The following is a 25,064-nucleotide window of genomic DNA, read 5'->3' on the forward strand; positions in this document are numbered from 1 at the left end:
CTAAAAAACCCTTTTTACAAAACTGAGATTCTCCCACGGTAATACGGCGTCTTCACTTGCAGCTACAATATGAATTGTCCTCTTGTCGCGCAACGATCGATGAAATTACCGGACATGAGATGAAACATTTAAAATCTAGTTCCGCCGACTTGCGGGATTTATTCAAAGACAGCATTACAGTTAAATACCTGGCGGAACCGCTGAAAGCTGTCCCCGCTTGCGAAGACGCAGCCACATTGCGATCGTGGATGGAGGCCCGCGATTTTGACGTACTGGGTATTGAAGAAAATGGCACGGTTTGCGGCTATGTAGAACGATCGCACTTAAAGACAGGCAAGTGCAGCGACTACCAGCAAATTTTTCACCCCTCCCAATTAATTGCCGCTGCCACTCCTTTAATGGAATTGCTGCCGCTGCTGCGAGAAAAACCGAGATTATTTGTATTAGAAAGCAACAGGATCAACGGGATTGTTACCTGCGGCGATTTGCAAAAAGCACCGGTGCGGATGCTGCTGTTTGGATTGGTGACGCTTCTGGAAATGAATTTATTGCGGATCTTGCGGATTTACTTTCCCCAAGATTCTTGGCAAAAATTGCTTAAGGGCGATCGCATCTTAGCCGCAAAATACCTTTGGGAATTGGGGCGATCGCGAAATGAAGCAATTGACTTAATCGATTACCTGCAATTCTGCGACAAGCGAGATTTAATCCTGAGTTCGGCTGAAATAGTCGATCGGCTGGGGCTCAAATCCAAACGCTACGGGGAGCGTTTTTTAAAATCAGCAGAAGCATTGAGAAACAAATTAGCTCACGCTCAAGATTTAATTAACGGTTCTTCTTGGCCGGAAGTAATTTTTTTAGCTCAGGAAATAGAAGCGCTTTTGCAGCGTTGCGAAGAAATTGAAATGGCGACACCTAATGAAGCTGAGAGCATTTAAAAAATCAGAAAGGTTCGAGACTAAAAAATGAAAAATCAATAACTTGCACAATTAAACCCCAGAAGCTTTGATCCAAGGTAAACTATTGCTCTATTAGTCACCTTCTTTATTTTTCATTCCTTAGCAATTAGGAAGCTAATTTAACGGTAAATTCCGAAAAATTCAGTAAAAACGAGCTGCAACTTTTCCAGAACTCCGACTTCAAGAGAGTGCCGACTTCTTTAAGCAGTCGGCACTATATATTAATCTCTCTTACGAGCAACAATGTGAAAAATATGCCGGTGTTTTTCCTCGCCTAGCGCCGTTACTCCAGGATGCTCTTCTTCATCAAACCACTCAATCTGCAAGGACTTTAGCAGCACTTGAATTTGTTCGCGAGTATGATGAGTGCGATCGGGATAAACAGCCCATGAGTCGCGATCGCCAAACAATTGACCGCAGAAATATCCTCCTGGATTTAGCGATGTCACGATCGTTTCCCAAAGATGGGGGAAATCGGCGGGCTGACAAAAAGGAAGGCAAAAACTGGCATTGATTAGATCGATCGATTGAGGCAAAGTTAAGGTTTCAAAACGCATCAATTGAGTTTGGAGCAGATCGCGTTGAATCGGACGATCCAGCAAGCGATCGAAGGCATTTTGTTCCCTGTCAATCGCTAAAACCCGCCAGCCTCGACGCAGGAGTTCCACCGTATCTCGTCCATCGCCACAGCCTAAATCTACAGCGAATCGAGGACGATCTAGCAACGGTTCCGTGTCAAAAATTGACAAAGCTTTCAGCAAAGTTTCATGCGGCGGGCGACCTTCCACCGCTTGATAGTAAGTCACCCAATTCTGTTTCATCTTCTTCTTCCTCCTCTACAAATTTCCCCTCTTCTTCTGGCTCTTAATTTTTAATTTTTAGTTTCCTGTTAGTATACTGAGGAACCCAGCCTTGAGCACTGGTGTAATACTGCAAGGCTTTCAAGTACAGCGACGGAGTGAGATAAAACCAATGTTCGGTATTGGCAGGCACTTTAATGTATTCTTCAGCTTGCAGCATTAATTGTACCTGAGAGCCGTTAGAATACACAAACCCAAAAACGCATTCCCCAGCTAAAATGTGAAGAAATTCTGCATCTGTGTGGGTGTGAGTGCGATCGCTTTGAGTCATCAGCGCGTAAATCTGCTGCGAACCTGGATGCAGCACTTTCAAGTCGCACCACTTATATCCGCTGGCGCGCTTAAACTCTTCAAACTCGCTATTAAATGCTCCGAGAATCTGCTGTTTTTCTGTAACATTGAGAATGTCTTGAACTAGCAGTTCCTGAAACGCCGGATTTTTGTTTGTGGGCAGGGAATCGATCTCAATATTTAAAACGGCCAGTTGACTCGCGATCCCCCGGATATCCGTATATGTTCTACCGTCTTCTAGTTGCAGAACAGCCATATTACCACCTAATGTTTTGAGCTTTGAGGGAAATTTAGTTTCCATTTTTAAGCTGCTGTTTTAAGCTTTCGTCAAAAACTAAACTCCTGCTTTTTTTCAATAATAGCCGATCGCTAAAATCCTATATCTACCTTCATAATCATCAAAGAATTACCACAGATGAGATGATTTGTTGAGTTATTTAAGTTTTATTTCTAATTCTCAGAGTGGGGCTGGGAATGCAGATCCATAGGCTGTGGCTATTTTTTAGGGTTCGATGTTTAAACGGGCGATCGGTAAAACACCGCTTACAGCATGAAAAGACAGAAACACAGCCTCAATCTATAAAAATCTCGTCAGATTAGCTTACAATACAAGACTAAAGCTCAAAATTACGGCGCAGCCTCATTGCTGCTACTTTTATGTCTCTACCTATAGTTGCTATTATTGGACGCCCCAATGTAGGCAAATCGACGATCGTCAACCGTTTAGCCAACTCCCAAGACGCCATCGTCCACGACGAACCAGGAATCACGCGCGATCGCACTTACAGACCAGCATACTGGGGCGATCGGGAATATCAAGTCGTAGACACCGGCGGGCTAGTATTTGACGACGAGACAGAATTTCTGCCTTTAATTCGCGAACAAGCCATGGCGGCCCTCGCAGAAGCCAGCGCAGCCATTTTCGTAGTAGACGGAAAAACTGGACTCACTGGCGGCGACGAAGCGATCGCATCTTGGCTGAGACTGCAAAAAGTCCCAGTCATTCTCGCCGTCAACAAATGCGAATCGGAAAATACAGGACTCACCCAAGCAGCCGACTTTTGGCAATTGGGACTCGGAGAACCTTTCCCAGTTTCCGGCATTCATGGCAACGGCACCGGCGAATTGCTAGACAAATTAATAACTTACCTTCCCACGGAAGTATTACCAGAAGTTGAGGAAATTAAAGTAGCAATTATCGGTCGTCCCAACGTCGGAAAATCGAGTTTGTTAAACGCATTTCTCGGAGAAAATCGCGCCATAGTCAGCCCGATTTCCGGCACAACCCGCGACGCGATCGACACCTTAGTAGAACGGAACGGTAAAACCTACCGCCTGATTGACACAGCGGGAATTCGCAAAAAGAAAAACGTCGAATACGGCGCAGAATTTTTCGGGATCAACCGCGCTTTCAAAGCCATCCGCCGCGCCAACGTCATACTGTTAGTAATTGACGCAATAGACGGCGTTACAGATCAAGACCAAAAATTAGCCGATCGCATCAGCCAAGAAGGTCGCGCCTGCATCATAGTCGTCAACAAATGGGATGCCGTAGAAAAAGACTCCGACACCATCTACGAGTACGAAAGAGAAGTCAGAACCCGACTTTATTTCCTCGACTGGGCAGAAATGATTTTTGTTAGCGCCATGAGTGGACAGCGAGTTGAAAAAATTATTGAATTAGTAGACAAAGCCTCCGACGAGCACAAACGTCGCGTCCCTACCGCCGTCATTAACGAAGTCATAGAAGAAGCCACAACCTGGCACTCAGCCCCAGTTACCCGCCAAGGAAAACAAGGCAAAATCTATTACGGTACTCAAGTGCGATCGCAGCCACCGACAATCGCCCTATTCGTCAACGATCCCAAACGCTTTACCGAAAATTACCGCCGCTACATGGAAAGCCAATTCCGCAAACACCTCGGCTTTACCGGTACACCAATGCGGCTACTTTGGAGAGGCAAAAAAGTTCGTGCCACCGAAATGAGCACAACAAACAGAGCACTTCGCGTCAAGTAATTTTCGATTTTCGATTTTAGATTTTAGATTGAAGAAAAAAGGCGGTTAGATGATATAATTGCTTGCCAATTACAGCAAATTTTTTCATCTAAAATCTAAATATCGGATGAACGAACAAGACTTTAAAGAAAGAACCAAGCAGCTAGCATTAAGAGTTATGAAGCTAGTAAGTTCACTGCCAAAAAATACCGTTTCCTAGGTAATTGGCAAGCAGTTAATTCGTTCAGGAACCTCTGTAGGGGCTAACTATCGAGCAGCTTGTCGTGCTAGGTCAACAGCAGACTTAATTGCCAAACTCAGAATAGTGGAAGAAGAAGCAGATGAATGTCTTTACTGGATGGAGCTGATAGTTGAAGCTAAATTAGTAGATGCCACTAATTTGAGGAGTATTATGTCAGAAACGAATGAAATTTTAGCGATGACAGTTGCCTCCATCAAAACTTTAATTTCTAAAAACCCAACAGCCAATCGCAAATAAAAAAATTTCAAATCCCACAAACAAAAATTGCCAACAACCAATTAAACAAACAATCAATCAAGCAATCAATCAAGCAATCAAAAAATCCCTAATCAAACAATCAAATAATTCCCAATCAAACAATCAAACAATCCCCAATCAAAAAATCTAAAATCTAAAATCTAAAATCTAAAATCTAAAATCCCAAGATGGACTTACTTCGATCGCTCCCCATTGGACTCTACCTAGAACAACCCGTAACCTGGCTTCACAGGCTAGACTCCCGCGTTAAACTAGCGTGGTTGATGACATTTCTGATTGCACCAATACTCGCCAATCCCATCTGGCGGTTGATGCTAGTAGGAATGTTAATCATACTGACACTAACAGCAGCAATTCCCTTGCGCGTTTGGAAACAGCAAATGGGACTGCTGCTGTTATTCTGTTTATTAGTATTTGGCCTCAGCGCGATCGCCCCCGACGGACTCCCCGCAGAACACCAGCCCCGCATCCCCGCCGACGAATTAACCTTTTCCCAACAGCCGGCAACTCTTCGGGCCCCTCAAAAGCCCAAACCCTGGTACCAATCTTTTAACTTAGGCTCAAACTCCCCAATCCTCAATCCCAAAGCCCAAAGCCCAAATCAACTCCCCCAACCCACAAACTACCGTTATGTTGTATTCAAACAAGGCCCGATTAAAATCACTCGCAAATCCCTAGATTTAGCTATCAACGTCAGCACCCTATTTTTCACAGTAATTTACAGCACCAACCTCTACCTCCTCACCACAGCCAGCGAAGAAATTACCGCCGCCCTTGAAAACTTAATGCAGCCCTTGCGCCGCTTGAACTGGCCTATTACCGAAATAGCCTTAACATTAACTTTATCTTTGCGATTCATTCCCCTAGTATTGGAAGAAATACAAAATTTAGTGCGATCGGTCAGAACCAGAGCGATAAACTGGAAAAAACTCGGATTTCGCAGCGCAGCTCAAGTGTGGTTGATGATAGCAGAGCGGCTGTTAGAAAACTTGCTCCTGCGAGCTGAACAAATTGCCAGCGCCATGAAAGTTCGCGGCTTCACCAGTCCCGATCGACACCGGGTAGAATGGCACCAGTTGCAATTGAAAATCCGAGACTGGATCGCCCTCGGCTGCTTGCTCGTCCTCTGGAGCGCCCGCTTCGTTTGGGGCTGGGACAGTTGAGATTTTAGATTTTAGATTTTAGATTTTAGATTGAATAATATTGAAGAATTGGGAATGACTGATTCGAGCGGGGTTTGGAACACCGACTTACATTTGAGTAAGTTTTGTCTGGTGCGCGACAGTCCTGCTAAAGTAATGGAGACAAATATTTAGAGAACCAAGACCTTGAACATCTATCTTGGGACAGATATTGTATATGTTCCGCGCATACAAGCCGCATTAGATCGGTTTGGCGATCGCTTCCTCGAAAAAGTTTACACACCCGCCGAACAAAGGGATTGCGGGCAACTAAATTCTCAACACAGCAGCATTAAAGGTAAAATGAATCGAGTTTCCTGCAACCAACTAGCGGGCCGCTGGGCAGCAAAAGAAGCCGTTGTCAAAGCTCTAGGCACGGGATGGCGGGGAATACGGTATGCAGATGTGGAAATTCGGCGCTCCGAAAACGGTGCTCCCAATGTGCAACTGCACGGAACCGCAGCAGCACAAGCCTCTGTTTGGGGAAATTGCCAGTGGCAATTAAGCCTCAGCCACGACGGAGACTACTGCACGGCTACGGCTATCGCCCTTTGTAGCCCGCCGTCAAACAACACCGTCGGGCGATCGAGCGAAACTAAAATCTAAAATCTAAATCTTTAATCTAAAATTGATCGATTGTGAGCGTGAATGACTACCGAAACTTACCTGAATCATCCAAACTTTGGCCTCCTCTTCAGGGTATCCCAGGTTGAAGACAGCCAAGAATTATTTACCACCCTATACGCCCAGCGCCTGTTTTTTTTGGTGACAAACGGCCCTGGCGGGCTGAGATTTGAACCAATTAGCCGCTCCGACGCTCGCCTCATGGTCGAAATTCGCCTGCGAACCCTGCGTCGCAGCGGTCAATATCACGAGTACGACCAATTGCAGACCATTCACCAGCGCACATTTCAATAACGAAAATCAGTAATTTGGTAATTGGTAACTGTCTTAATTTTCCTTCCCTCCCGTCAAGAGCGTTGAGTACCCATGACCATAGCCTCTCGAATTAAAAGCATTCGCCAACACTTGCCGGACTCAGTGCGGTTAATTGCCGTTACCAAACAGGTACCGACTGATGCTATCCGCGAAGCATACGACGCCGGTATCCGGGATTTTGGCGAGAGTAAGGTTCAAGAGGCTGCCGAAAAACAAAGCCAACTGCAAGATTTACCGGATATCAACTGGCACTTGATCGGCCACTTGCAAGCTAACAAAGTCGCCAAAGCCCTAGAGCCTTTCCAGTGGATTCACTCTCTCGACAATTTAAAACTCGCTCAGCGACTTTCGCGCTTGGCGGGGGAAATGTCCTCCTCTCCACAAGTGTGCCTGCAAGTCAAAATGTTGCCCGACCCGGACAAATACGGCTGGAGCGTTCCAGAACTGCTGGCCGACCTTCCAGAACTCAACAAATGTCAGCATATCAAAATTCAAGGTTTGATGACAATTCCTCCGCTGGGATTAGATGACTCGCAAATCCTCGAATTATTTAACAGCACTCGCGAACTTGCACAGAAAATCCAGCACCAAAATTTGCCCTGCATTCAAATGCAGCAGCTCTCGATGGGGATGTCGGGAGATTATCATTTGGCAATTCAAGCAGGTGCTACTATGGTACGGCTAGGACAAACCTTATTTGGCTCTAGGAGGGGATAAATAATTGAAATCTTCTGATAAAGACAATTTGGGTTAAATATAGAATAGTGAGCTACCCGCGACTAACGCGCAACGCGAGTATAGTCGGGGCAGCCAAGTCGTGAAGGAGCGTGAATCATGAATATTTTTTCTAAACTGCGAGATTTTGTAGGCATCAACAATGAGCCTGAGTACGATGACGTTTACGACGAAACGGAAGGGGAGCGCTATCAGAACTTCTACCAAGCGCCTGAACCGAACCCCGCTGCAGTCGCAGCCGCAGAAGAAGAACGTCGTCAAAATCGTAGAATGCGAGAGCGGTCAGTAGTAGGATCGACAGGTATGGATGTCGTTGCACCAACCGGCGGAGTAGGGTCAGTAATGAATAACGTGATTGGAATGCCTGGAGCTATGAACGGGATTTCGGAAGTAGTAGTAATGGAGCCGCGCACTTTTGAAGAGATGCCGGCAGCAATTCGAGCCCTTAAGGAACGCAAGTCTGTGGTTTTGAACCTGACGGTGATGGACCCAGACCAAGCGCAAAGAGCTGTGGACTTTGTGGCGGGCGGTACTTATGCCCTTGACGGTCATCAAGAGCGAATTGGCGAAAGTATTTTCTTGTTTACGCCTAGCTGCGTGCAGGTGAGAACTCAGTCTGGTGTGGTTCACGAAGTGCCTCCAGCCCAAGGACGGCCTCGTGCTGCTGCTCCTGCACCGACAGTCTGGCCGGCAGAACAAGCTCCAGTAGCTCAGTAGTTATTTGTCAGCAGTCATCATTAGTAATCAGTCTGTTGACTGTTGACTGATGACTGTTGACTGATGACTGATGACTGATGACTGAGGATTGATGACTAATGACTAATGACTAATGACTGATGACTAACATAAAATTTGGTACGATCGGCGGCGGGGTAATGGGAGAAGCTCTCTTATCCCGCTTAATAGCAGAAAAAGTTTATTTGCCTTCAGAAATATTGGTGAGCGAGCCTGGGGTAAAGCGCCGCGATTTTTTGACTGAGAAATACGGGATTGGAACAACAGCCAGCAATCTAGAAGTTGCTGCCGCTACAGAAGTGCTGTTTTTGGCAATTAAACCCCAAGTTTTTGATACGGTAGCTTTGGAGTTGGCGGTGGCGGCCGATCGCCAACAGGGAAATAATGGAGAAACGGCTAATTCCCAGCCACAAGCGCTGGTAGTGTCGATTTTGGCAGGAGTGCCACTGAGCAAGCTCGAACCAGCTTTTCCGGGGCGGGGAGTGCTGCGGGTGATGCCGAATACTCCGGCAACGGTAGGGGCGGGAATGAGCGCGATCGCTCCGGGAAAACTTGTTCAACCGGCTGATTTAGAATTAGTAAAGCGCATCTTTCAGGCCGTGGGAGAAGTGGTAGAAGTGCCTGAGAGTATGCTGGATGCGGTGACAGGGCTTTCGGGTTCCGGGCCTGGTTATGTAGCAATTTTGATAGAGGCCTTGACAGATGGCGGAGTTTGTGCAGGTTTGCCACGGGCGATCGCCTCTCAATTAGCTTTACAAACAGTATTCGGTACAGCGAAGCTAATGCAAGAAACGGGAATGCACCCGGCACAATTGAAAGATCAAGTTACGAGTCCCGGCGGTACAACTATTGCGGGAATTGCTAAATTAGAGAGTAGCGGCTTTCGTTCTGCGCTAATCGAAGCCGTGAAAGCAGCTTGTTTGCGTTCTCAAGAATTAGGTAAATAAGTCAGGAATAACGCACAGAAACCGTCAAAAACGAGTTCAATCGCACTTTAAACCTGCCGATTTTGCCGTCCGATATTTGACGGGAACAAAAGCTACACCGAACTGTTCTTTTCGACACTTGACAATATGCACTAAATCCGGTTGAAAATTTTGGCGATCGCCGTTCGCATCAAACTCAATAGTTCCTGTTGCTCCTGTGGCGCTAAAATTCGGACTCGCAATAGTTTTCTGCATCCCTTCGCGGCTCGGTTGCTGTTGCATTTCTATTGCTGTAATTAGCGTCCAAGTTGCATCGTAGGTTAAAGCTGTGCGGTGGTTGACGTTTCCTCCCCAAAGCTTTCGAGCGTTTTCGGCAAATGTGCGGTTGGGAGCAGCTAAGGGATGCCAAGAGGATGATGTCACCAGTTTCTCAAAAGACGGTAACTGGGAGGCAGTTTCTAAGGTTTTCTGGCTGTAGATGCCCCCGGTTCCCACTACCCAATTGCGAGCGCCATTGGCTTTAATAAGTGCCATCGCATTTTTGACTGCATCCGGGACATGACTCGTACTTAAGACGATCGCTGTTTTCTCGCTTCGTTCGACTTCTTGTAATGCTAGTTCAACGTTGAAATTTTTCTTACACACATTGTATTCAGTGATACTTAAAATATTTCCTCCTGCTTGTCTAAACTGTTTTCTGAATTCTTCCCACAATGAAGAAGTAGCTTGAATCTCCGGACAGTAGAAACCCACCGCTTTTTTCTGACCTGCGTTTTCAATCAGATAGTTCTTGAAGTTTTCAGCAGTAATTTGATGTCTAGGGACAGTGCGAAAGAAAAACTTCCGAGGTTTTTCTGTTAATTGTTCCGTTGTAGTCCCAGGCGAAATTAAGACTAAATGATTTTTGTCATAAGTATCGACTGCATGCACAGTCATCTCGCTAGTATAGTGACCGACGACGCCCAATATCTCGGTTTGCTTCACGAGTGAAGAGGCCCTAGCTTTTGCTTCTGTTTTGAGGTTGGCATCGTCAGCGATAATGACTCTAATACCCTTGCCATTAATGGCTTTCCCTGCTAAAAAACCTTGACCGGGAAAGTAGTTATTGCGATCGGAATTAAACAGTCCTAGGTTGACTTCTGTTTGGGCCTGGGCAATGCCGCGCAACATTTCTCTAGCCAAATCAGAATTGACAGTACCTCCTTCGGTGTTGCTGATGGGAACGGCAACTGCCAGGGTGTAGTAATCAGCTTTTTGGGCCTTCAAAAGGGCATTATTCATGTAAATTAAAGTTTCTGGATCTTTGCGTTCTTCTTCGTCCCACGATTGTTTTAATAAATTAAAAGCTGATTGATGGTTTCCATTGAAAAAATCATTTACTCCCCATTGTTTTAATCTAGAAGCAGATGTTTTGATGAGAATTTCATCGCCACAACTCACAGCATCTCCCTGGATTAAAGGACAAGTTTGAGGCGTGAAAATTTTGTGTATTAAAAATGCTGCTAGCCCGAGGCATCCTGCGATCGCGATCGGCAAGCAGACTCTCAATGTATCTTGCCATTGTCGTTGAGGCTTCGGCAGCAGAGGTTGTTGTGAAGGGGGCGCAGGTGAGTGCAACGCTGTTAGCGAGATCAAATCCTGCAACACTTCAGCAACAGATTGATAGCGATCGTTAAAGTGGTAACGCACCATCTTATTTAAAACTTTTTTCAGCTTGTCGCTAATTTGTACCATCGGGCGATCGTCAGTTGAGTAGTGCCAGACGAGTTCCCCAGTTTTTTTATCATGAAAAAAGTCTTCAATATCTAACCCTGCGATCGCTTGAATGCCGATGATTCCCACAGCATAGATATCGCTGTTAAATCTTGGTTGATTTTTCCACTGTTCGGCTGGCATATAACCGTCTGTACCGATGACACGAGTTTGAGTTATTTGGCCGCCCTCGATCGCCAAAGTGCCGATCGCTTTTACCGCACCAAAATCAATCACGGCAATTTTGCCGGTTCTTGTGCACCGGATTAAGTTTGATGGTTTTAAATCGCGGTGAATAATCCCTTGATCGTGGACTAAAGCTAAAACGGACAAAATGTCCTGCAATAAATCAATAACTTCTGACTCTTGAAACTGCCTGCCTGAACCGATCTCTTTGTTCAGCGGATTTCCTTCGATGTATTCTTGAATTAAGTAAAATTTTCCCTGTTCAAGAAAGCGATCGATTAACTTGGGAATCTGCGAACACTTATCGAGATACTTCAGGGTTTTAGCTTCTTTTTCAAATTGGTGCTGTGCTTCCTCCAACAGCCGTTCATCGTTAGATTCAGGAGGCGGAATTTCCTTGACGACGCACAAGGGATTTTCGGGGCTGCCCAAAGGGTCGTTAGCCGTATAGGTTTTAGCAAACCCTCCCTCACCTAATTTAGCGATAATTCGGTAGCGATCGCGCAGAATATCCCCTGGATTTAGACACCTAAATTGTTCCATCCCCTTAACTCGCTGCACTCGTTGGTGTCGAGCGTACCACAAATATGACTTTTATGAACTCAAAGTTATGAATATATGAACTCAAAGTTATGAATATATGAATTGACTTTAAAATTGGCGGATGTAATAATCTTGAAATCTCAAACTTTAGGAAAAAAATTTTTTATGGCTGTACAAAGAGACCCATCAGGATCGCCCCGATTAATTGGCGACAACACATCCGAATACACTGATTTACGGGTCGGAAGTTTAGGTAATTCCTCTGGGGGAGTTTTGATGCTCGGAGGTGACGATACAATCGATGGCTCAACAAACAACGATTTGATATTGGGCAATGAGGGCGAAGATATTATCAGAGGGAAGGTTGGTAACGATTCTTTATTCGGGGGAAAAGGGAAAGACGCATTGTATGGAGATGAGGGAAATGACTGCCTAAGCGGCGGTCAAGATGGAGATGTGCTTTCTGCTGAGGCAGGAAATGATGTTTTATTCGGAGGTAGAGGCAATGATTTTTTAAGCAGCGGTAACGGAAATGACACTCTCGTGGGAGGTTTGGGTCGCGACGTTTTAGCACCTTTATATGGTAATGGTTCAATCAAAATCGAGGGCAGCAACTTGTACGTCCTTCAAGCAGAACCCGGAGTTACAGATGTCAACAATGCCGATGCCATTATAGGTTTCACATTGGGTGTAGATCGGATTGGATTAGCAGACGGTTTGACGGTTAACGATGTAGTTTTGGAAAGCTTGATAAATGTGTCCATTACCATACAAGCGGAATTTCCGCAAGCTATCAGCTCTCTTTTTCCGCCAGATATATTAGCACCGAAATCGGTCGTGACTTCAGGAACTCTCATCAAAGTCAGGAGTTCAGGAGATGTAGTAGGTTTTGTTGAATATGTAAACCCCGCTCAAGTCCAAAATAGTATTATCTCGGTTCAAGGATTCTAAGCTTTAGGATGCGCTGCAATACCTCCTACAAAAGCTTAAATCGAAGATTGGACAGAGAAATGGTAGTCTGCAACCAAGCAGTACAACAATACTACATATCAATCGCTAGCTGCTGTTTCCAATTTCTCCCCAATTCTCGGTTCTGTACCATTTAACAGCCGCTGAATATTGCTCCGATGCCGCACAATTACAAACACACCACCCGCAATTCCAAACAATACATAAGCCAGAGGCTGATGTAAAGCAAACATCAATCCAGAAACGCTAATTGCCCCGATAATCGAACTTAAAGAAACAATTCGCGATACCGCAAATACTATCCCGAAAATTCCGAAAGTTCCCAAACCAACAGGCCAGTACAAACCTAGCAAAACTCCCAAACTCGTAGCCACTGATTTACCGCCGGTAAACCCCAGCCAAATAGATTTGCTGTGGCCCAAAACAGCCGAGAAACCCGCCAAAGTTGCTATCCAAGGGAGGACAGTTGCAGTATTTTCTAAACCTGCGGCGGTTGCTAGCTGGCTGGTAAAAGTGAGAGAGTAAATATAGCGGATTAGGACGATCGCACTTACCCCCTTCAACACGTCAACCAACAACACCCCCAACCCCGGCCCTTTGCCCAAAGTCCTCAGTACGTTAGTCGCACCAGTCGAACCCGAACCAACCTCTCGAATATCAATTCCTAGCATCCATTTCCCCAAGGCGTACCCAGTCGGAATCGAACCCAGCAGATAAGCTGCTATTAGCAATGCGCCATTTAAAATTATCCAGCTAGCCATTTTTTAATTTGAGATTTCGTGTACTTTTAAAAGTTTCAACCTTTCCCCTAGCATAATTAGCAATTAGCAATTACTAATTAGCAATTACCAATTACCAATTACCCATTACCCAATCAAAAATCCTTAGCCGCCATCAAAGTTTGCGGATCAGCAGCAAAGGCCAGCCATAAAGGAAATTGCAGGATTGACAAACTAATTAAGTCCTCAGTTTCATCAATGACAATTAGCGGCAATTTGCCATCTTTCACCAGTCGATCGGCTTTTTGAGCCAAAGCCTCCGCAGACTCAAACATAATAATCCCCCTTTCCGGGCCGAAATCGCTGCGAGTAATGCCCAAACAGTCCTGCAAACCCCGGCGCCACTCTCCCAAACGTTCGGGACTGTTGGCGAGCACCAAAGTCCGCACCCGCCCGCCGTAGACGCTTCTGAGTACAGAAATAATTGTCGAAGTAATCAAGATATTTTGCAAGCGCGAACCCATAGTCCGCAAAGCACCCCTTCCTCCTTGGGTGAAAAACCAGTTAGAAACTCGTTCCGCGTGGATGGGTTCAAAAGTGCGGCGAAGTTGCCAAGGCGGGCCGTAGTAGTCGGGGACAGTGCGGTATTGATCGAGGGTGCGGCGAATTTGTTTGGCTTGTTCTTGAAATCCCTGTTCGGCAAATTTGGGATTTACCGGTGCTGAGGATTGAGACTCCTCAGCAGCAGTTCGCTGTGGTGTCTCTTGCACTGGCGGTGTCAAATCTAAGAGTTCGGCGGTAGCGGCCAAATCCTGCAAACTGCCTACTAAATAGTCTTTGAAACCCTGGACTCGAATTGCTAAATCTTGGGAAACGCCGGCAAAAGTGGTTCGCATTTCCTTTTGAATTCGATCGCGCCGGCGTTCGAGTTTTTCTACTTCGATTTGTAGCGCTTGTTTGCGCTGATCTAATTGAATCAAGCCGTCTTGTACCAAACGCCCGATCGATGCTTGAGCCTGGCCCAACGCTTCTATAGCATTGGCTTTGTCGGCTTCCAATGCGGCAATTTTTTCAGTCAAAGCTTGTTCTTGCTGCTGCAATTCTTTGACTCTCTCTGCCAAATGTTCGGTAACATTTTCTGGGATGTGCGTTACCGTTTCTGCGGTTGCTGTTGGCTGGGAGTCTGTGGGAGGATCGATTTGAGCGATCGGACTTTCTGATTCGCCATCGTGGGTGTTGGGCGGAATTTGGGCGATTGCGCCTGCTTCGTCCACGAATTGGGCGATTTCGGCATCTTCCTCTGCCAGTGGCGGGTCTGTTTCTGGCGGGAGTTGGGCTGGCAGTTCATTTTCGTCGAGCCACAAATCCTCTGTTTGAGATAGAAGTTGGTATTCCGTCTCATTCACGGGCAAATCGACTTCGCCTTCACCGCTTGGGGCGGCTGGTTGTGGTTGGGGTTCTTGGGTTGGAGATTCGTCTGAATTCATGGGAAATTTTGTTCGGCGTGGGCACGGAAAAGTTAAAAATTAAAAATTAACAACTTTTTTAGTCTTGACGGGGACAGCGCTGTTCTAAGCAGGTCTGTAGCATTTTACGATCGAACAGAACCGGCAGAAAGTGAATGCTGTTAATTTCTTTGAAATAGAACAAAATCGGCACCGCAGGCCAAAATATCCGCCAATTTTGCCATTCTCGGTAAGGAAAGCGGCGGATTAACTTGGACGATCGATAAATGTCCAAATCTGTTGGGGTAAATTGTAGCCGGAGGGTGGCGGTTTGGTACATCAGAAACAAGCCGAACACAGAAAGCGGCAAACTCACCCACTTCTGAACGAACAGTAGCGGTAGGGCCGCCAGTACCAGGACTAGGGGAATCGCATAACTCGGAGCGAGTTCGATCGTATTTGTCGGCGCAGTCGAAGAGGCAGTTGTAGTCACGGGTTTAAATCAAGGGTAGTAAACGAATGTTGCCAATTATTCATATTTTATCTGTTTCCTAGCTTACAAGCCCTTGAGTACGCTAGAACCCGTTCCCTGAAACATCAGCCAAGTCAGGAAAAAGTTCACAATAAAAATAGCCAGTAAAGCCGTCACCACCGCCGTAGTCGTCGATTGACCGACGCCTTTTGCCCCGCCGGTGGTGGTCAAACCCCAGCTAGTGCCGATTACAGCAATCAAGCCACCGAATACAAAAGCCTTAATTGCCGCGCTGCAAATATCCCACAGACTCAGGAAATTGCGGACTGATTCTAAAAACACGCTTTGAGAGATGCCGTACATCGTCGTAGCAATCAGCAGTCCGCCGAGGATGCCGGTGACGAGACACATGATGGTTAAAATTGGCAGCATCAAGCAGCAAGCAAGGACGCGGGGAATTACTAAATAGTCGATCGGGTCTGTTCTGAGCATCAGCAGGGCATCTATCTGTTCTGTCACCTGCATCGTGCCGATTTCCGCCGCAAAAGCCGAACCTACCCGTCCCGTCACGATTACGGCTGTTAAGACGGGGCCGAGTTCGCGAGTCAAAGACAAAGCCAAAACGCCACCGACGACATTGCCGGCACCGAGGTTAATAAACTCCCTCGCTACCTGAATAGTAAATACCATGCCGACAAAACCCGCAGTCAGCAAAGCAATCAGCAGAGATTCCGGGCCGACTGCTGCCATTTGGTCGATGGTGTTGCGGCGGTGAATTTTGCCCTTCAGCAAGTGCAGCATGACTTGGCCGCCCAATAAAGCTGCTGCCAGCAACCGCTGACTCCACAAACTGAGGCTGGAAGATGTAGTGGTGCTCAAGGGGGTTTCGAGTATAGAACAACTGCCAAAAATGAAATTTATCTACAAATCTTAAACAAGTTTTTTCTATAACATTTAAGATTTCTGACAGAACTGGCCACTGAGGGCGATCGCTGCCTATCGTAGAAAAGGACAAGTTTTGTTTGCTTGTACCTTTCGGCAGTTTAGCTGAATTTACTGACTCTTATGAGCATTTTTCCCAATTTTCTTCGCTCTGTACTGCTGACTAGCCTGTTGAGCTTTGTCGCCCCCTTATTGTTAATCGGTGCGGGATTGACTAGCTTTTCGCTGATCGGTTTCGTGCCTGCTCTCCAAGGAGTTGGTCGTTCTGGAGAAGACCTGATTTTGCAGTTCTTAGCTACTTTCGGCAGTGGCTGTCCCCTCCAGGGTTTTTTCGTGATCGGCCTAACTTTTAGTTTGGTGGGTGCTTTGTTTGATACCTACGCTTCTTATCAGCATTCGCGGTGGAGTTAATCGAACCTTCGATTTTAGATTTTAGATGGGAATTCCTCGATCGAATCTAAAATCTAAAATTGCTGGGTTCGGGTTGGATCGGAGACCCGCACCTGGGATGATTTTACAATACCGATCGCGAATGTTCGGAAATGCGATCGGCCTTTTTGCGGAAAACCGAATCCCCCAGTTTCGGGAGCTGGAATATATTAAATACAAGTTGAGTCAAGTGTTTCTCAACCCCTAAAAACTTCAGATAGTCGAGGTATTAGTTATGGCACTTATTCGTTGGGAACCTTTGCGGGAAATGGACTCCTTGCAGCGAGAAATGAATCGGTTGTTTGATAGCTTGACTCCGGCAACCGATCGCGGATCTAACGGTTCTGCTTTTCTACCCCCCGCCGAACTCGATGAAACTCCCGAAGCCATCCACCTTAAGTTAGAAATTCCGGGCATGGAAGCTAAGGATTTGGATGTACAAGTAACCGCAGAAGCTGTTGCTATCAGTGGCGAACGCCGTCAAGAAACTAAGAGTGAAGATAAAGGCATGACTCGCTCTGAGTTCCGCTACGGTTCGTTCCGCCGGGTGATTCCCCTACCGGCACGGGTTCAAAATGACAGCGTAGAAGCTGAGTACAAAAATGGAGTTTTGCACCTGAATTTGCCCAAAGCGGAAGCAGAAAAGAACCGCGTGGTTAAAGTGCAAATCGGCGGCTAATAATTGTTGGCTAATTGCTGATAGATAGGGCGTGCGGTGCGCGCCCTATTTGTTTTGGGTATTGGCCAAACAGGGCATTGGGCATTGGGATTTTGAGGAAGGATTCTTCCTTCTTCGATATCCATCGATCCATCCATCCGTTACATCCCGTACATTGCTCGTTGTCAAACTTCCTTTTTCCCATTTTCCACCTGTGCTAAACTCCAATAAGCAATGGTTGGTGAGGAGACTTGCGTGCCGAGTCAAGGAGTGGGAGGAAATGGAATTGCATCTGAGTTTGGAGACTTAACCGGGATGAATCGCCAAGAAGTCGATGATTTTTTTCGCGGATTGGGTGCAGAAATCAGAACTACTGAAGGGGGTTATCTTGAATACGAATTTGCCGATCGTTCGCGAGTCAATATCCGTCCTGATGGTGAAGTTGTACGCACCCCAGCTCCCAGATACGGTTCAGATGGCCGAAAAATAAACAAAGGTTTGCGTCTTGACAAAGATGGCAGTTTGGTCAAAACAAGCGATGAATTTGGCAATAATATTCCTGGGACGCACAATACTGGAGAAAAAGTGAGTAATTAATATGCCCGATGACTACAACTTGCTTAATTTAGGTGGACTTACATCCCTCATCACCAATGTCAATGTGTCTTTGTGGGGGAATGAAATTTTATTTGAATGTATTTACGATCCGACAGGCGATCGATTGCCTTATAGCATAGTATTTCATGACTGCAGAGACATCAGTTGGGAGGTGTTCCATCCTGAAGATGTCAAAGATCCTGAAGCTGATTTGATTGGTTTTCATTTAGGTGAAAACGCGCACCGGAAAGCAGCTTTGATTCATACGGATATTTTTGAAGTTTTAATTTTGTACGGCAGTTTTAGCATTCACAAGGGAGAAAACCTAAAGGCTGAAGTAGAAGATTTAGAAACAGAGAATTGGGGTATCACAATCGCCAGCAGTAATGTACCAATTGTAAACCCCCCCCGCCGTTAAATTCCCAAGCGGTTAGTAATATTATATCGGGTAAAATAACTATTACAGGACTTACGCACTCCGACTCCTCGAAACTGGGTTTTTTACCTAATCTGCGGGTTTTAACGAAGTATTTTCGTACAAAACCCGGTTTCTGGGCTGCCATATGTAAGTCCTATATTATTAGGTTTGTAGTGAGGACTGAAGTCCTCCTCAAAAATGTGAGGATTGAAGTCCTGACTACAAAATAATTACCAATTTTTCAAAAAAGACAGTAGGTATTGTTGCCCGCCTCAGTTTACGATACTTAATAGAACTTTTTTCCCAGATGAGGTAAAACACAATGCCTGATATTGTTGATATTGCCGTAGGTGCGGGTTCGTTCCAAACCCTCGTAACAGCCGTGCAAGTAGCTAATTTAGTAGATGCGCTCAAAAGTCCGGGCCCTTTCACTGTCTTTGCACCCACTGACGATGCTTTTGCCAAATTGCCACCGGGAACTATCACCACCCTAGTGCAGAACGTTCCCCAACTGACTAGGATTTTGATGTTTCACGTCGTATCGGGGAAGTTTATGAAAGCTGATTTGGCAAAACTCGGTTTTGTTACTTCCTTGGAAGGTTCGCCGATTAAAATTGATTGTTCTGACGGTTTTGAGGTGAAAAATGCTACAGTTGTCGCTGCGGATATCGAAGCTGATAACGGCGTGATCCATGTGATCGATAATGTGATTTTAATGGGCTAGTTTCACCGTCCATTGATTTTCGATTTTCGATTTTTGATTGACTCTACAGATGAATTTGAGGGTTTGAACTTTGGTCTAATTTTTTTTTGTTTAAGCCACGGAAGTCTGGATATTGCATCTATCTTTAGGTGTGATGTTAAGTCGCAGCGGGAGCGAGAGCTTGCATTGAGCAGTGTCTCTTTGCTCCCGATCGCGCCTTGGTTTTTTAGCGCGTGAAGGTAATATAAATATAAAACGTTGTCTTTTCGTCGGATATATTTTAAGATGATTGTTTACAAAAATTTGAAAATCAATAATTATAATATAAGCAAACCAGTGTGGTGAGCACTATGCAAATCCTAGCCGCCAGCCTCAAAGCACAAGTCCGCCAGCGTACCTTGGAACTGCAAGTTCTCAACGAACTTACTGCAAAAGTTCAAACCAGTCTCAGTGCTGATGAAATTTGGTCTGCGTGTCTGGCATATCTCGATCGCCTGATTCCTGGGGCGGCGATCGCCATTTTGACCCTACCGGACGATCGACTATACCTGCAACACTTACAGCCCTTAACTGCTAGCACCCGATCCGAAATGGAAGGGCGGTTGCAAGCTGCTCGCGCTGAATGGCTTGCTGGCAATCGGGACTGGGCGCACAACATCGCTCCGGCACCAATGGCTCAGTTTCAGTCGCTCTTGATGGCACCAGCCAACCCGGATGAAACTGAGGAATTATTGGGAGTATTTTTCATTGGTGCAGAGCAGGCAAATGTTTTTAATTTGGAACACCTTTGTTTGCTCCACACAGTAGCTCAAATTTGTGCAAAAGAGTTAAATATCTTAGCATCTAAACCGACCATTGTCAAGGATACACTTCAAAATAATTGTGCTCTGGATTCGGAAAGTCAAGAACTATTGTTGCGGGCTGTAATGGAAGCTGCTGCGGACAGAGTTTTTGCTAAAAATAGAAATTTTAGATACATTTTTGTTAATCAAAGTTTTGCTGAATATGTGGGGAAAAATGTTGAGGAAATTATCGGCAAAGATGATATTGAATTAGGGTTTTCAGCCGAATTAGTATTTGGCGATCGCAACAACTCAATTAGGGGCATCCGCGAGGAAGATCGAGCTGTGCTGGCTGGGGAGAGGGTTCGCAATCCCTACCAGGCGATCGTCTTTGAAGGCGGAAAACAGCACGTCTTTGATACGCAAAAATTGCCGCTATACGATGCAGAGGGTAATATATTTGGGGTTGTGGGTTTGTCTAGAGAGATTGGTCAATTGCAAGCCACAGAGGAAGCCAGGAATCAAAGCCAAGCCAAACTGCAAAAAATTACTGCTAGCGTACCGGGTACGGTATATCAAATTGACTTACATCCAGATGGCTCGATGGCCTTCTCGTTTGTGAGCGCGGGCTGCCGAGAATTGTATGAAATAGAACCAGAGGCTGCTCAGCAGGATTTTAATGTAATTGTTGACATGATTCATCCCGAAGATCGAGATGATTTTCTTAACTCGGTGACGCTTTCTGCTGAAAATTTGCAGCCTTGGCGGTGGGAAGGAAGAATTGTCACTCCGTCAGGAAAACTTAAATGGGTGCAAGGAGCTTCCCAGCCAGAATTCCAAGCATCGGGGGAGATAGTTTACTACGGCTTGTTCACGGATATTAGCGCCCGGAAACAAGCTGAACGGAAGCTGCAACTTTATCAACAAATCTTTTTAAAATCCAACGATGCGATCGCGATCTTAGACCCCGAAGGCTATTACTTAGAAACAAATCAAGCTCACACGGCTTTGCTGGGTCACAGCGCGTCAAAATTGTGGGGAAAAACGCCTGCCACTCACATGGGAGAACAGACATTTGCGTCGGTGCTGCAAAGCTTGGCCACTTCGGGGAGTTACCGAGGCGAAATGACTTGTATTAAGGCTGGGCAAATGGGAATAGTTGAGGTGGAGGTTTCGGCTTTTGCGGTTTTAAATGATGCTGGGGATGTCGTTTGTTATGTAAGTGTTAAAAGAGACATCACCGAACGCAAGCGAGCTGAGGACAAACTAAAACTTTACCGAGAAATATTTTTAAACTCCAATGATGCGATCGTCATTATCGATGCTGACGGGTTTTTCCTCGAACAAAATCTTGCTCACCAAACGCTTCTAGGATACACAGACGCGGAATTAGAAGCAGAAGCTTCGCCGCTGGTGGCGGGGGATCGCTTTTTGGCAATTGCCCAAAGTTTAGCAAAAACAGGAAGTTTTCGGGGCGAAATTACTAACTCCACTAAAAAAGGTCAGACGCTGGCGATCGACGTTGCGGCATACTCTGTGATTAACAACGCCGACGATGTAATTTGTCATGTCTGCGTCAAGCGGGACATTACCGAACGCAAAAAAGGAGAAGAAGAACGGCAAAAATTTGTGTCGCTGATTGAAAACAGCAGCGATTTTATCGGTATGGCTACCCTGAAAGGCAAAACGCTTTTTGTCAACGAAGCCGGACGAAAACTGGTGGGTGTAGAGAATCTTTCGGCTGTGCTTCATACGGAGATTTGGGATTATATTGGGCCCTATTTTCAACAGAAATTCAGTCAAGAGATTTTACCAACAATTATCAGTCATGGCCAGTGGCAAGGCGAAGGTCAAATGCAGCACTTGGGCAACGGACAACCCATTGATGTTGTGATGAATGCTTTTCTGGTCAAGCACCCTCAAACCACCGAACCGCTGTGCTTTGCTGCGGTAATTCGCGATGTCACCGAACGCAAGCAAGCTGAGAGAATGCTGCGGGAACAAGCAGAACAAGAACGGCTGGTTTCGGCGATCGCCCAGCGAGTCCGGCAGTCTCTTAACCTCACTCAAACTCTGAGCACTGCTGTACACGAAGTGCGACAGTTGCTGGCAACTGACCGCACGGTAATTTATCGTTTTGAGTCCGAGGAAACAGCGGTTGTGGTGGTGGAATCTGTAGGAGATGATTGGATGCCCCTGCTGGGCAGAAAAGTTCAAAGAACATCCTTTGGGGAAAGTTTTGTATGGCTGTACAGTGCAGGAACGATTCAAACAATGGCAGATATTTATACGGCCAATTTGAGCGAGGAACACCGAGATTTACTTGCTAGTTTGCAGGTAAGGGCTAATTTAGTTGTACCAATTTTTATAGGCGATGAAAGTCAGGGGTTGGTAGCAGAATATTCGCCGGAAACTCGCATTGAACTGCCGGAAAGGAGTTTGGAAACGAGTCAAAATCGGTTGTGGGGATTGCTGATTGCCCATCAGTGCAGCGCTCCGCGTGTTTGGACTGATTCTGAGATGGATTTGCTGGGAAGGTTGAGCGTGCAGTTGGCGATCGCCATTCAGCAATCTACTCTTTTTGAACAAGCGCAGCAGGCCCGAGAAGCAGCCCTAGAAGCATCTCGAATGAAGTCGCTATTTTTAGCAAATATGAGTCACGAAATCCGTACTCCGATGAATGGAGTGATGGGGATGACTGATTTGCTGCTGAAAACGAATCTTACTCCCGAACAGCTTGACTTTGTACAGACGCTGAAACTCAGCGGCCAAAATTTACTCTCCATCATTAACGATATTCTGGATCTCTCCAAACTGGAAGCAGGAGAAATGCGCTTAGAAACAATCGAATTCAACCTCAGTATCTGTGTGAATGAAGTGCTGGACTTGTTGGCAACTCCCGCACAAGAAAAAGGTATAGAAGTGGTGGCACTGATTGACAGCGACGTGCCGGTGCAAATTAAAGGTGATGCAGCGCGGTTGCGGCAAATTCTCACTAATTTGATCAACAATGCTATTAAGTTTACAGAAGCAGGAGAAGTAGTAATTGAGGTGGCTAATGCTAGTAATCCTGGGTTGTTGGCAGCCAGCGATAATCAGAAAATTTTAGAGAATATCGAACCGTTAAAAATAGAAAACAATGACTCGATGCTCCTGCTGTTTAAAGTCACAGATACAGGAATTGGGATTGCTCCCGAAGACAAAAAAAAGCTGTTTCAATCTTTTACTCAAGTTGATGCCTCTACGACAAGAAAATACGGTGGGACAGGTTTGGGGCTAGCTATTTCTAAGGAGTTGGTGGAATTAATGGGTGGGCAAATCGGTGTGGAAAGTACCCCTGGCCAAGGCTCGACTTTTTGGTTTACTGTGCCGACAGTTACGGAAAATTTAACCGCTGTAGGCACAGCGTGCGAAGTGAATTTTGAAACGGTGCTGGCGGGGCGAAAAATGTTAGTTGCCAGCGACAAGCCGACTGTGCGAAAAGTGCTAGTGAGAATGGCTGTTTTGTGGGGAATGGAGGTGGAGGAGGTTGAGAACGGTTGGATGACGATCGCATCTCTGTACAAAGCTGTTAGCCTTAATTCCCCTTACGATATCGTTTTGGTTGATATTCAGTTGCCGGAAATGGTGGCGGGAAGTCTCGAACGCTTGAGGATTTCTGAGCCGGCAATGCAGCAGACGCATTGGGTGGTGCTGACTTCAATGAATCAGCTTGCAGAGGCGAAACGCTTGGTAGATAGCGGTTTTAGCGGGTATTTAACTAAACCTGTGAAAGCTCACCGACTATTTGATTGCTTGGCGAATGCGATCGCCCCGATGACGCTGATTGATGAGTCGCAGGTAAATCCAACGTCCAATCGAGCCTCGGCTATTGACAACCGGGAGTTAGCAAGTTTAAAGATTTTGTTAGTTGAAGATACTCCAATCAATCAAAAAGTTGGTCTCAATCAACTCAGAGTTTTGGGATGTACTGCGGATGTAGCCAATAACGGTGCAGAGGCGCTATCTATGGTTGCCCTGAAAAAGTATGACATTGTGTTGATGGACTGTCAGATGCCGGTTTTGGACGGTTATGAAGCAACGCTGGAATTGCGCCGCCGGGAAGCGGCAGATGCTGCTGGGAAAATGGAACCACATCAAAAGACGGTGGTGATTGCGATGACGGCGAATGCTTTGAAGGGCGATCGGGAAAAATGTCTGGCGGCGAGCATGGACGATTATATTAGCAAACCTATTTCGATCGAAAAGTTAAAATCTGTACTAGAAAATTGGTCGGCCAAGCTAAAAATTGAAACTCCCAAGTTTAATGGCGAGGAACTTCTAAACTCTGATCCCGATATCGAATCGGTAGTCGATATGGCACGTTTGCACGAAATTTCGGGCGCTGATTTAGAGTTTGAGCGGGAAATACTGCAAGCTTTTGTGGTGGATACTGGTAGTTATTTAGAAGCTGCTAAGGGGGCGATAGCATCGGCAGATATGGAGACACTGGCCCGCCACGCTCATCAAATTAAAGGTGTCAGCGCTACGGCGGCGGTGCGGTTAATGCCCGATATGGCAGATCAGCTTCAAAGTCTTGCCGAATCAAATGATTTGGAGGGGGCTACAAAAATCATCGCTGAATTAGAAATAATTCTGGCGGGGGTTGAAAAGTTTGTGGCTACTGAGTAATCTATCAATTTTCTTTTGAACCGGGCTATCGGGCCCGATCCCGGACAGCTCTTGGCAGCCCTCGCGAGCGAGCGCGTGTAAAGATTGTTAATCTTTTATCAAGATGTTTATCTGAATGTGAAGGAATTGGGAACTCTTATAACATCTTGTGTGTTGTAACTTGTGACACTACTGCATTAAGTTATTGTGGTCAAATATAAAATAATCATTAAGCCGATCGACATGAGGGTGCTTTTCGTAGATCGGCTTGAGACACCAAGACCAGCTTTTCGCTATCCCCGCCCATTAAGTGCGTATTTACGCTCAACGAGGTTTTATGACTCCAGTCATGTTACGCCAACTTTGGTCATTAATTGAGACCACCCAAGCTACTCTGTTAGTCAATTTAGACGATGCGACCTTGGTACAGTGGCTGCTAAAGCAGTTAAAGACGAACTCTGCGCTTAATGGCAAAGAAGCAGATTTGTTGGACGAATACATCCAGTCTCGGCTTTCCCTAATCCGCGATTTAGCTGAGCAGCGGCTAGCCCCAGAGCTACTGTGAGCGGATTCAATCAAAATCGGATAAATATTCCAGGGAAAGGCGATGAGCCCTTGCGCTGGGCAGAAATAGCCGAAAAGAAACCGGGTTTCA

At 45.9% G+C, this 25,064-nt stretch carries 24 protein-coding genes; 17 read left to right on the top strand and 7 right to left on the bottom strand.

Translation table 11 applies throughout. From position 1 onward, the window contains the following. The first annotated feature begins 119 nt into the window (after positions 1 to 119). Complete coding sequence (locus QUA24_RS02630) at positions 120 to 938, top strand: hypothetical protein (protein ID WP_333226971.1); 819 nt, start codon at positions 120 to 122, stop codon at positions 936 to 938. 242 nt (positions 939 to 1,180) lie between these two features. Here QUA24_RS02630 and QUA24_RS02635 read toward each other — a convergent pair whose 3' ends face one another. Together QUA24_RS02635 and QUA24_RS02640 are read right to left on the bottom strand one after the other, a co-directional pair. Next, positions 1,181 to 1,780, bottom strand: coding sequence for a class I SAM-dependent methyltransferase (locus tag QUA24_RS02635; RefSeq protein WP_333226973.1), 600 nt, complete (start codon positions 1,778 to 1,780; stop codon positions 1,181 to 1,183). A gap of 43 nt (positions 1,781 to 1,823) precedes the next feature. Continuing rightward, positions 1,824 to 2,411: an acireductone dioxygenase gene (locus tag QUA24_RS02640; RefSeq protein WP_333226975.1), complete on the bottom strand. Its 588-nt coding sequence runs from the start codon at positions 2,409 to 2,411 to the stop codon at positions 1,824 to 1,826. A 356-nt stretch (positions 2,412 to 2,767) separates the two neighbouring features. Between QUA24_RS02640 and der the strand changes: the two genes are divergently transcribed. The 8 genes from der to proC all read left to right on the top strand — a co-directional run bounded on the left by der (position 2,768) and on the right by proC (position 9,165). Continuing rightward, positions 2,768 to 4,129 (top strand): ribosome biogenesis GTPase Der, encoded by a 1,362-nt coding sequence (gene der / locus QUA24_RS02645; protein ID WP_333226977.1) that lies wholly within the window; start codon positions 2,768 to 2,770, stop codon positions 4,127 to 4,129. Between the two features lie 202 nt (positions 4,130 to 4,331). Further along, positions 4,332 to 4,607, top strand: a complete 276-nt coding sequence (locus QUA24_RS02650) for a four helix bundle protein (RefSeq protein WP_333227221.1) — start codon at positions 4,332 to 4,334, stop codon at positions 4,605 to 4,607. Between the two features lie 188 nt (positions 4,608 to 4,795). After that, positions 4,796 to 5,791, top strand: coding sequence for an energy-coupling factor transporter transmembrane protein EcfT (locus QUA24_RS02655; RefSeq protein WP_333226979.1), 996 nt, complete (start codon positions 4,796 to 4,798; stop codon positions 5,789 to 5,791). A gap of 165 nt (positions 5,792 to 5,956) precedes the next feature. Next, a complete protein-coding gene (gene acpS, locus QUA24_RS02660; protein ID WP_333211847.1) occupies positions 5,957 to 6,415 on the top strand; it encodes a holo-ACP synthase in 459 nt (152 codons plus the stop codon). 42 nt (positions 6,416 to 6,457) lie between these two features. Beyond that, on the top strand, positions 6,458 to 6,727 hold the full coding sequence (gene pipX, locus QUA24_RS02665; RefSeq protein WP_333058020.1) for a transcriptional coactivator PipX: 270 nt from the start codon (positions 6,458 to 6,460) through the stop codon (positions 6,725 to 6,727). A 72-nt stretch (positions 6,728 to 6,799) separates the two neighbouring features. Further along, positions 6,800 to 7,465 carry a YggS family pyridoxal phosphate-dependent enzyme gene (locus tag QUA24_RS02670; protein WP_333226981.1) on the top strand — a complete coding sequence of 222 codons (666 nt, stop codon included), beginning with the start codon at positions 6,800 to 6,802 and terminating at the stop codon, positions 7,463 to 7,465. Between the two features lie 117 nt (positions 7,466 to 7,582). After that, positions 7,583 to 8,200, top strand: a complete 618-nt coding sequence (locus tag QUA24_RS02675) for a cell division protein SepF (protein WP_333080778.1) — start codon at positions 7,583 to 7,585, stop codon at positions 8,198 to 8,200. 119 nt (positions 8,201 to 8,319) lie between these two features. Next, on the top strand, positions 8,320 to 9,165 hold the full coding sequence (proC, locus tag QUA24_RS02680; RefSeq protein WP_333226983.1) for a pyrroline-5-carboxylate reductase: 846 nt from the start codon (positions 8,320 to 8,322) through the stop codon (positions 9,163 to 9,165). A gap of 36 nt (positions 9,166 to 9,201) precedes the next feature. On the opposite strand, the gene QUA24_RS02685 is transcribed toward proC, so the two are convergent. Continuing rightward, positions 9,202 to 11,625, bottom strand: a complete 2,424-nt coding sequence (locus QUA24_RS02685; protein ID WP_333226985.1) for a bifunctional serine/threonine-protein kinase/ABC transporter substrate-binding protein — start codon at positions 11,623 to 11,625, stop codon at positions 9,202 to 9,204. Positions 11,626 to 11,790: 165 nt separating this feature from the next. Here QUA24_RS02685 and QUA24_RS02690 point away from each other — a divergent pair, with 165 nt between their 5' ends. After that, positions 11,791 to 12,576, top strand: coding sequence for a calcium-binding protein (locus QUA24_RS02690; protein ID WP_333226987.1), 786 nt, complete (start codon positions 11,791 to 11,793; stop codon positions 12,574 to 12,576). 98 nt (positions 12,577 to 12,674) lie between these two features. Here QUA24_RS02690 and plsY read toward each other — a convergent pair whose 3' ends face one another. The 4 genes from plsY to QUA24_RS02710 all read right to left on the bottom strand — a co-directional run bounded on the left by plsY (position 12,675) and on the right by QUA24_RS02710 (position 16,109). Continuing rightward, the gene (gene plsY, locus QUA24_RS02695) at positions 12,675 to 13,355 is read right to left on the bottom strand and encodes a glycerol-3-phosphate 1-O-acyltransferase PlsY (protein ID WP_333226989.1); all 681 of its coding nucleotides are present in this window, start codon (positions 13,353 to 13,355) and stop codon (positions 12,675 to 12,677) included. A gap of 113 nt (positions 13,356 to 13,468) precedes the next feature. Continuing rightward, positions 13,469 to 14,800 carry a DUF3086 domain-containing protein gene (locus QUA24_RS02700; RefSeq protein ID WP_333226991.1) on the bottom strand — a complete coding sequence of 444 codons (1,332 nt, stop codon included), beginning with the start codon at positions 14,798 to 14,800 and terminating at the stop codon, positions 13,469 to 13,471. A 58-nt stretch (positions 14,801 to 14,858) separates the two neighbouring features. Next, the gene (locus QUA24_RS02705; RefSeq protein WP_333226993.1) at positions 14,859 to 15,251 is read right to left on the bottom strand and encodes a DUF3119 family protein; all 393 of its coding nucleotides are present in this window, start codon (positions 15,249 to 15,251) and stop codon (positions 14,859 to 14,861) included. A 63-nt stretch (positions 15,252 to 15,314) separates the two neighbouring features. Then, entirely contained in the window at positions 15,315 to 16,109 is a 795-nt protein-coding gene (locus QUA24_RS02710) for an MlaE family lipid ABC transporter permease subunit (RefSeq protein WP_333226995.1), read from the bottom strand. Positions 16,110 to 16,295: 186 nt separating this feature from the next. Here QUA24_RS02710 and QUA24_RS02715 point away from each other — a divergent pair, with 186 nt between their 5' ends. From QUA24_RS02715 to QUA24_RS02745, 7 genes are all read left to right on the top strand, one after another. Further along, entirely contained in the window at positions 16,296 to 16,583 is a 288-nt protein-coding gene (locus QUA24_RS02715) for a hypothetical protein (protein ID WP_333226997.1), read from the top strand. Between the two features lie 253 nt (positions 16,584 to 16,836). Further along, positions 16,837 to 17,280, top strand: coding sequence for an Hsp20/alpha crystallin family protein (locus QUA24_RS02720; RefSeq protein WP_333226999.1), 444 nt, complete (start codon positions 16,837 to 16,839; stop codon positions 17,278 to 17,280). A gap of 213 nt (positions 17,281 to 17,493) precedes the next feature. Continuing rightward, on the top strand, positions 17,494 to 17,856 hold the full coding sequence (locus QUA24_RS02725) for a hypothetical protein (RefSeq protein WP_333227001.1): 363 nt from the start codon (positions 17,494 to 17,496) through the stop codon (positions 17,854 to 17,856). Between the two features lies 1 nt (position 17,857). Then, the gene (locus QUA24_RS02730) at positions 17,858 to 18,274 is read left to right on the top strand and encodes a hypothetical protein (protein ID WP_333211826.1); all 417 of its coding nucleotides are present in this window, start codon (positions 17,858 to 17,860) and stop codon (positions 18,272 to 18,274) included. Between the two features lie 322 nt (positions 18,275 to 18,596). Further along, entirely contained in the window at positions 18,597 to 18,998 is a 402-nt protein-coding gene (locus QUA24_RS02735; RefSeq protein ID WP_006634220.1) for a fasciclin domain-containing protein, read from the top strand. 317 nt (positions 18,999 to 19,315) lie between these two features. Further along, positions 19,316 to 24,430, top strand: coding sequence for a PAS domain S-box protein (locus QUA24_RS02740; protein WP_333227003.1), 5,115 nt, complete (start codon positions 19,316 to 19,318; stop codon positions 24,428 to 24,430). Positions 24,431 to 24,746: 316 nt separating this feature from the next. Beyond that, positions 24,747 to 24,974 (top strand): hypothetical protein, encoded by a 228-nt coding sequence (locus QUA24_RS02745; protein WP_015178453.1) that lies wholly within the window; start codon positions 24,747 to 24,749, stop codon positions 24,972 to 24,974. The last annotated feature ends 90 nt before the right edge of the window (positions 24,975 to 25,064 follow it).

This window comes from Microcoleus sp. Pol12B5 (assembly GCF_036701335.1).
Lineage (GTDB): Bacteria > Cyanobacteriota > Cyanobacteriia > Cyanobacteriales > Microcoleaceae > Microcoleus.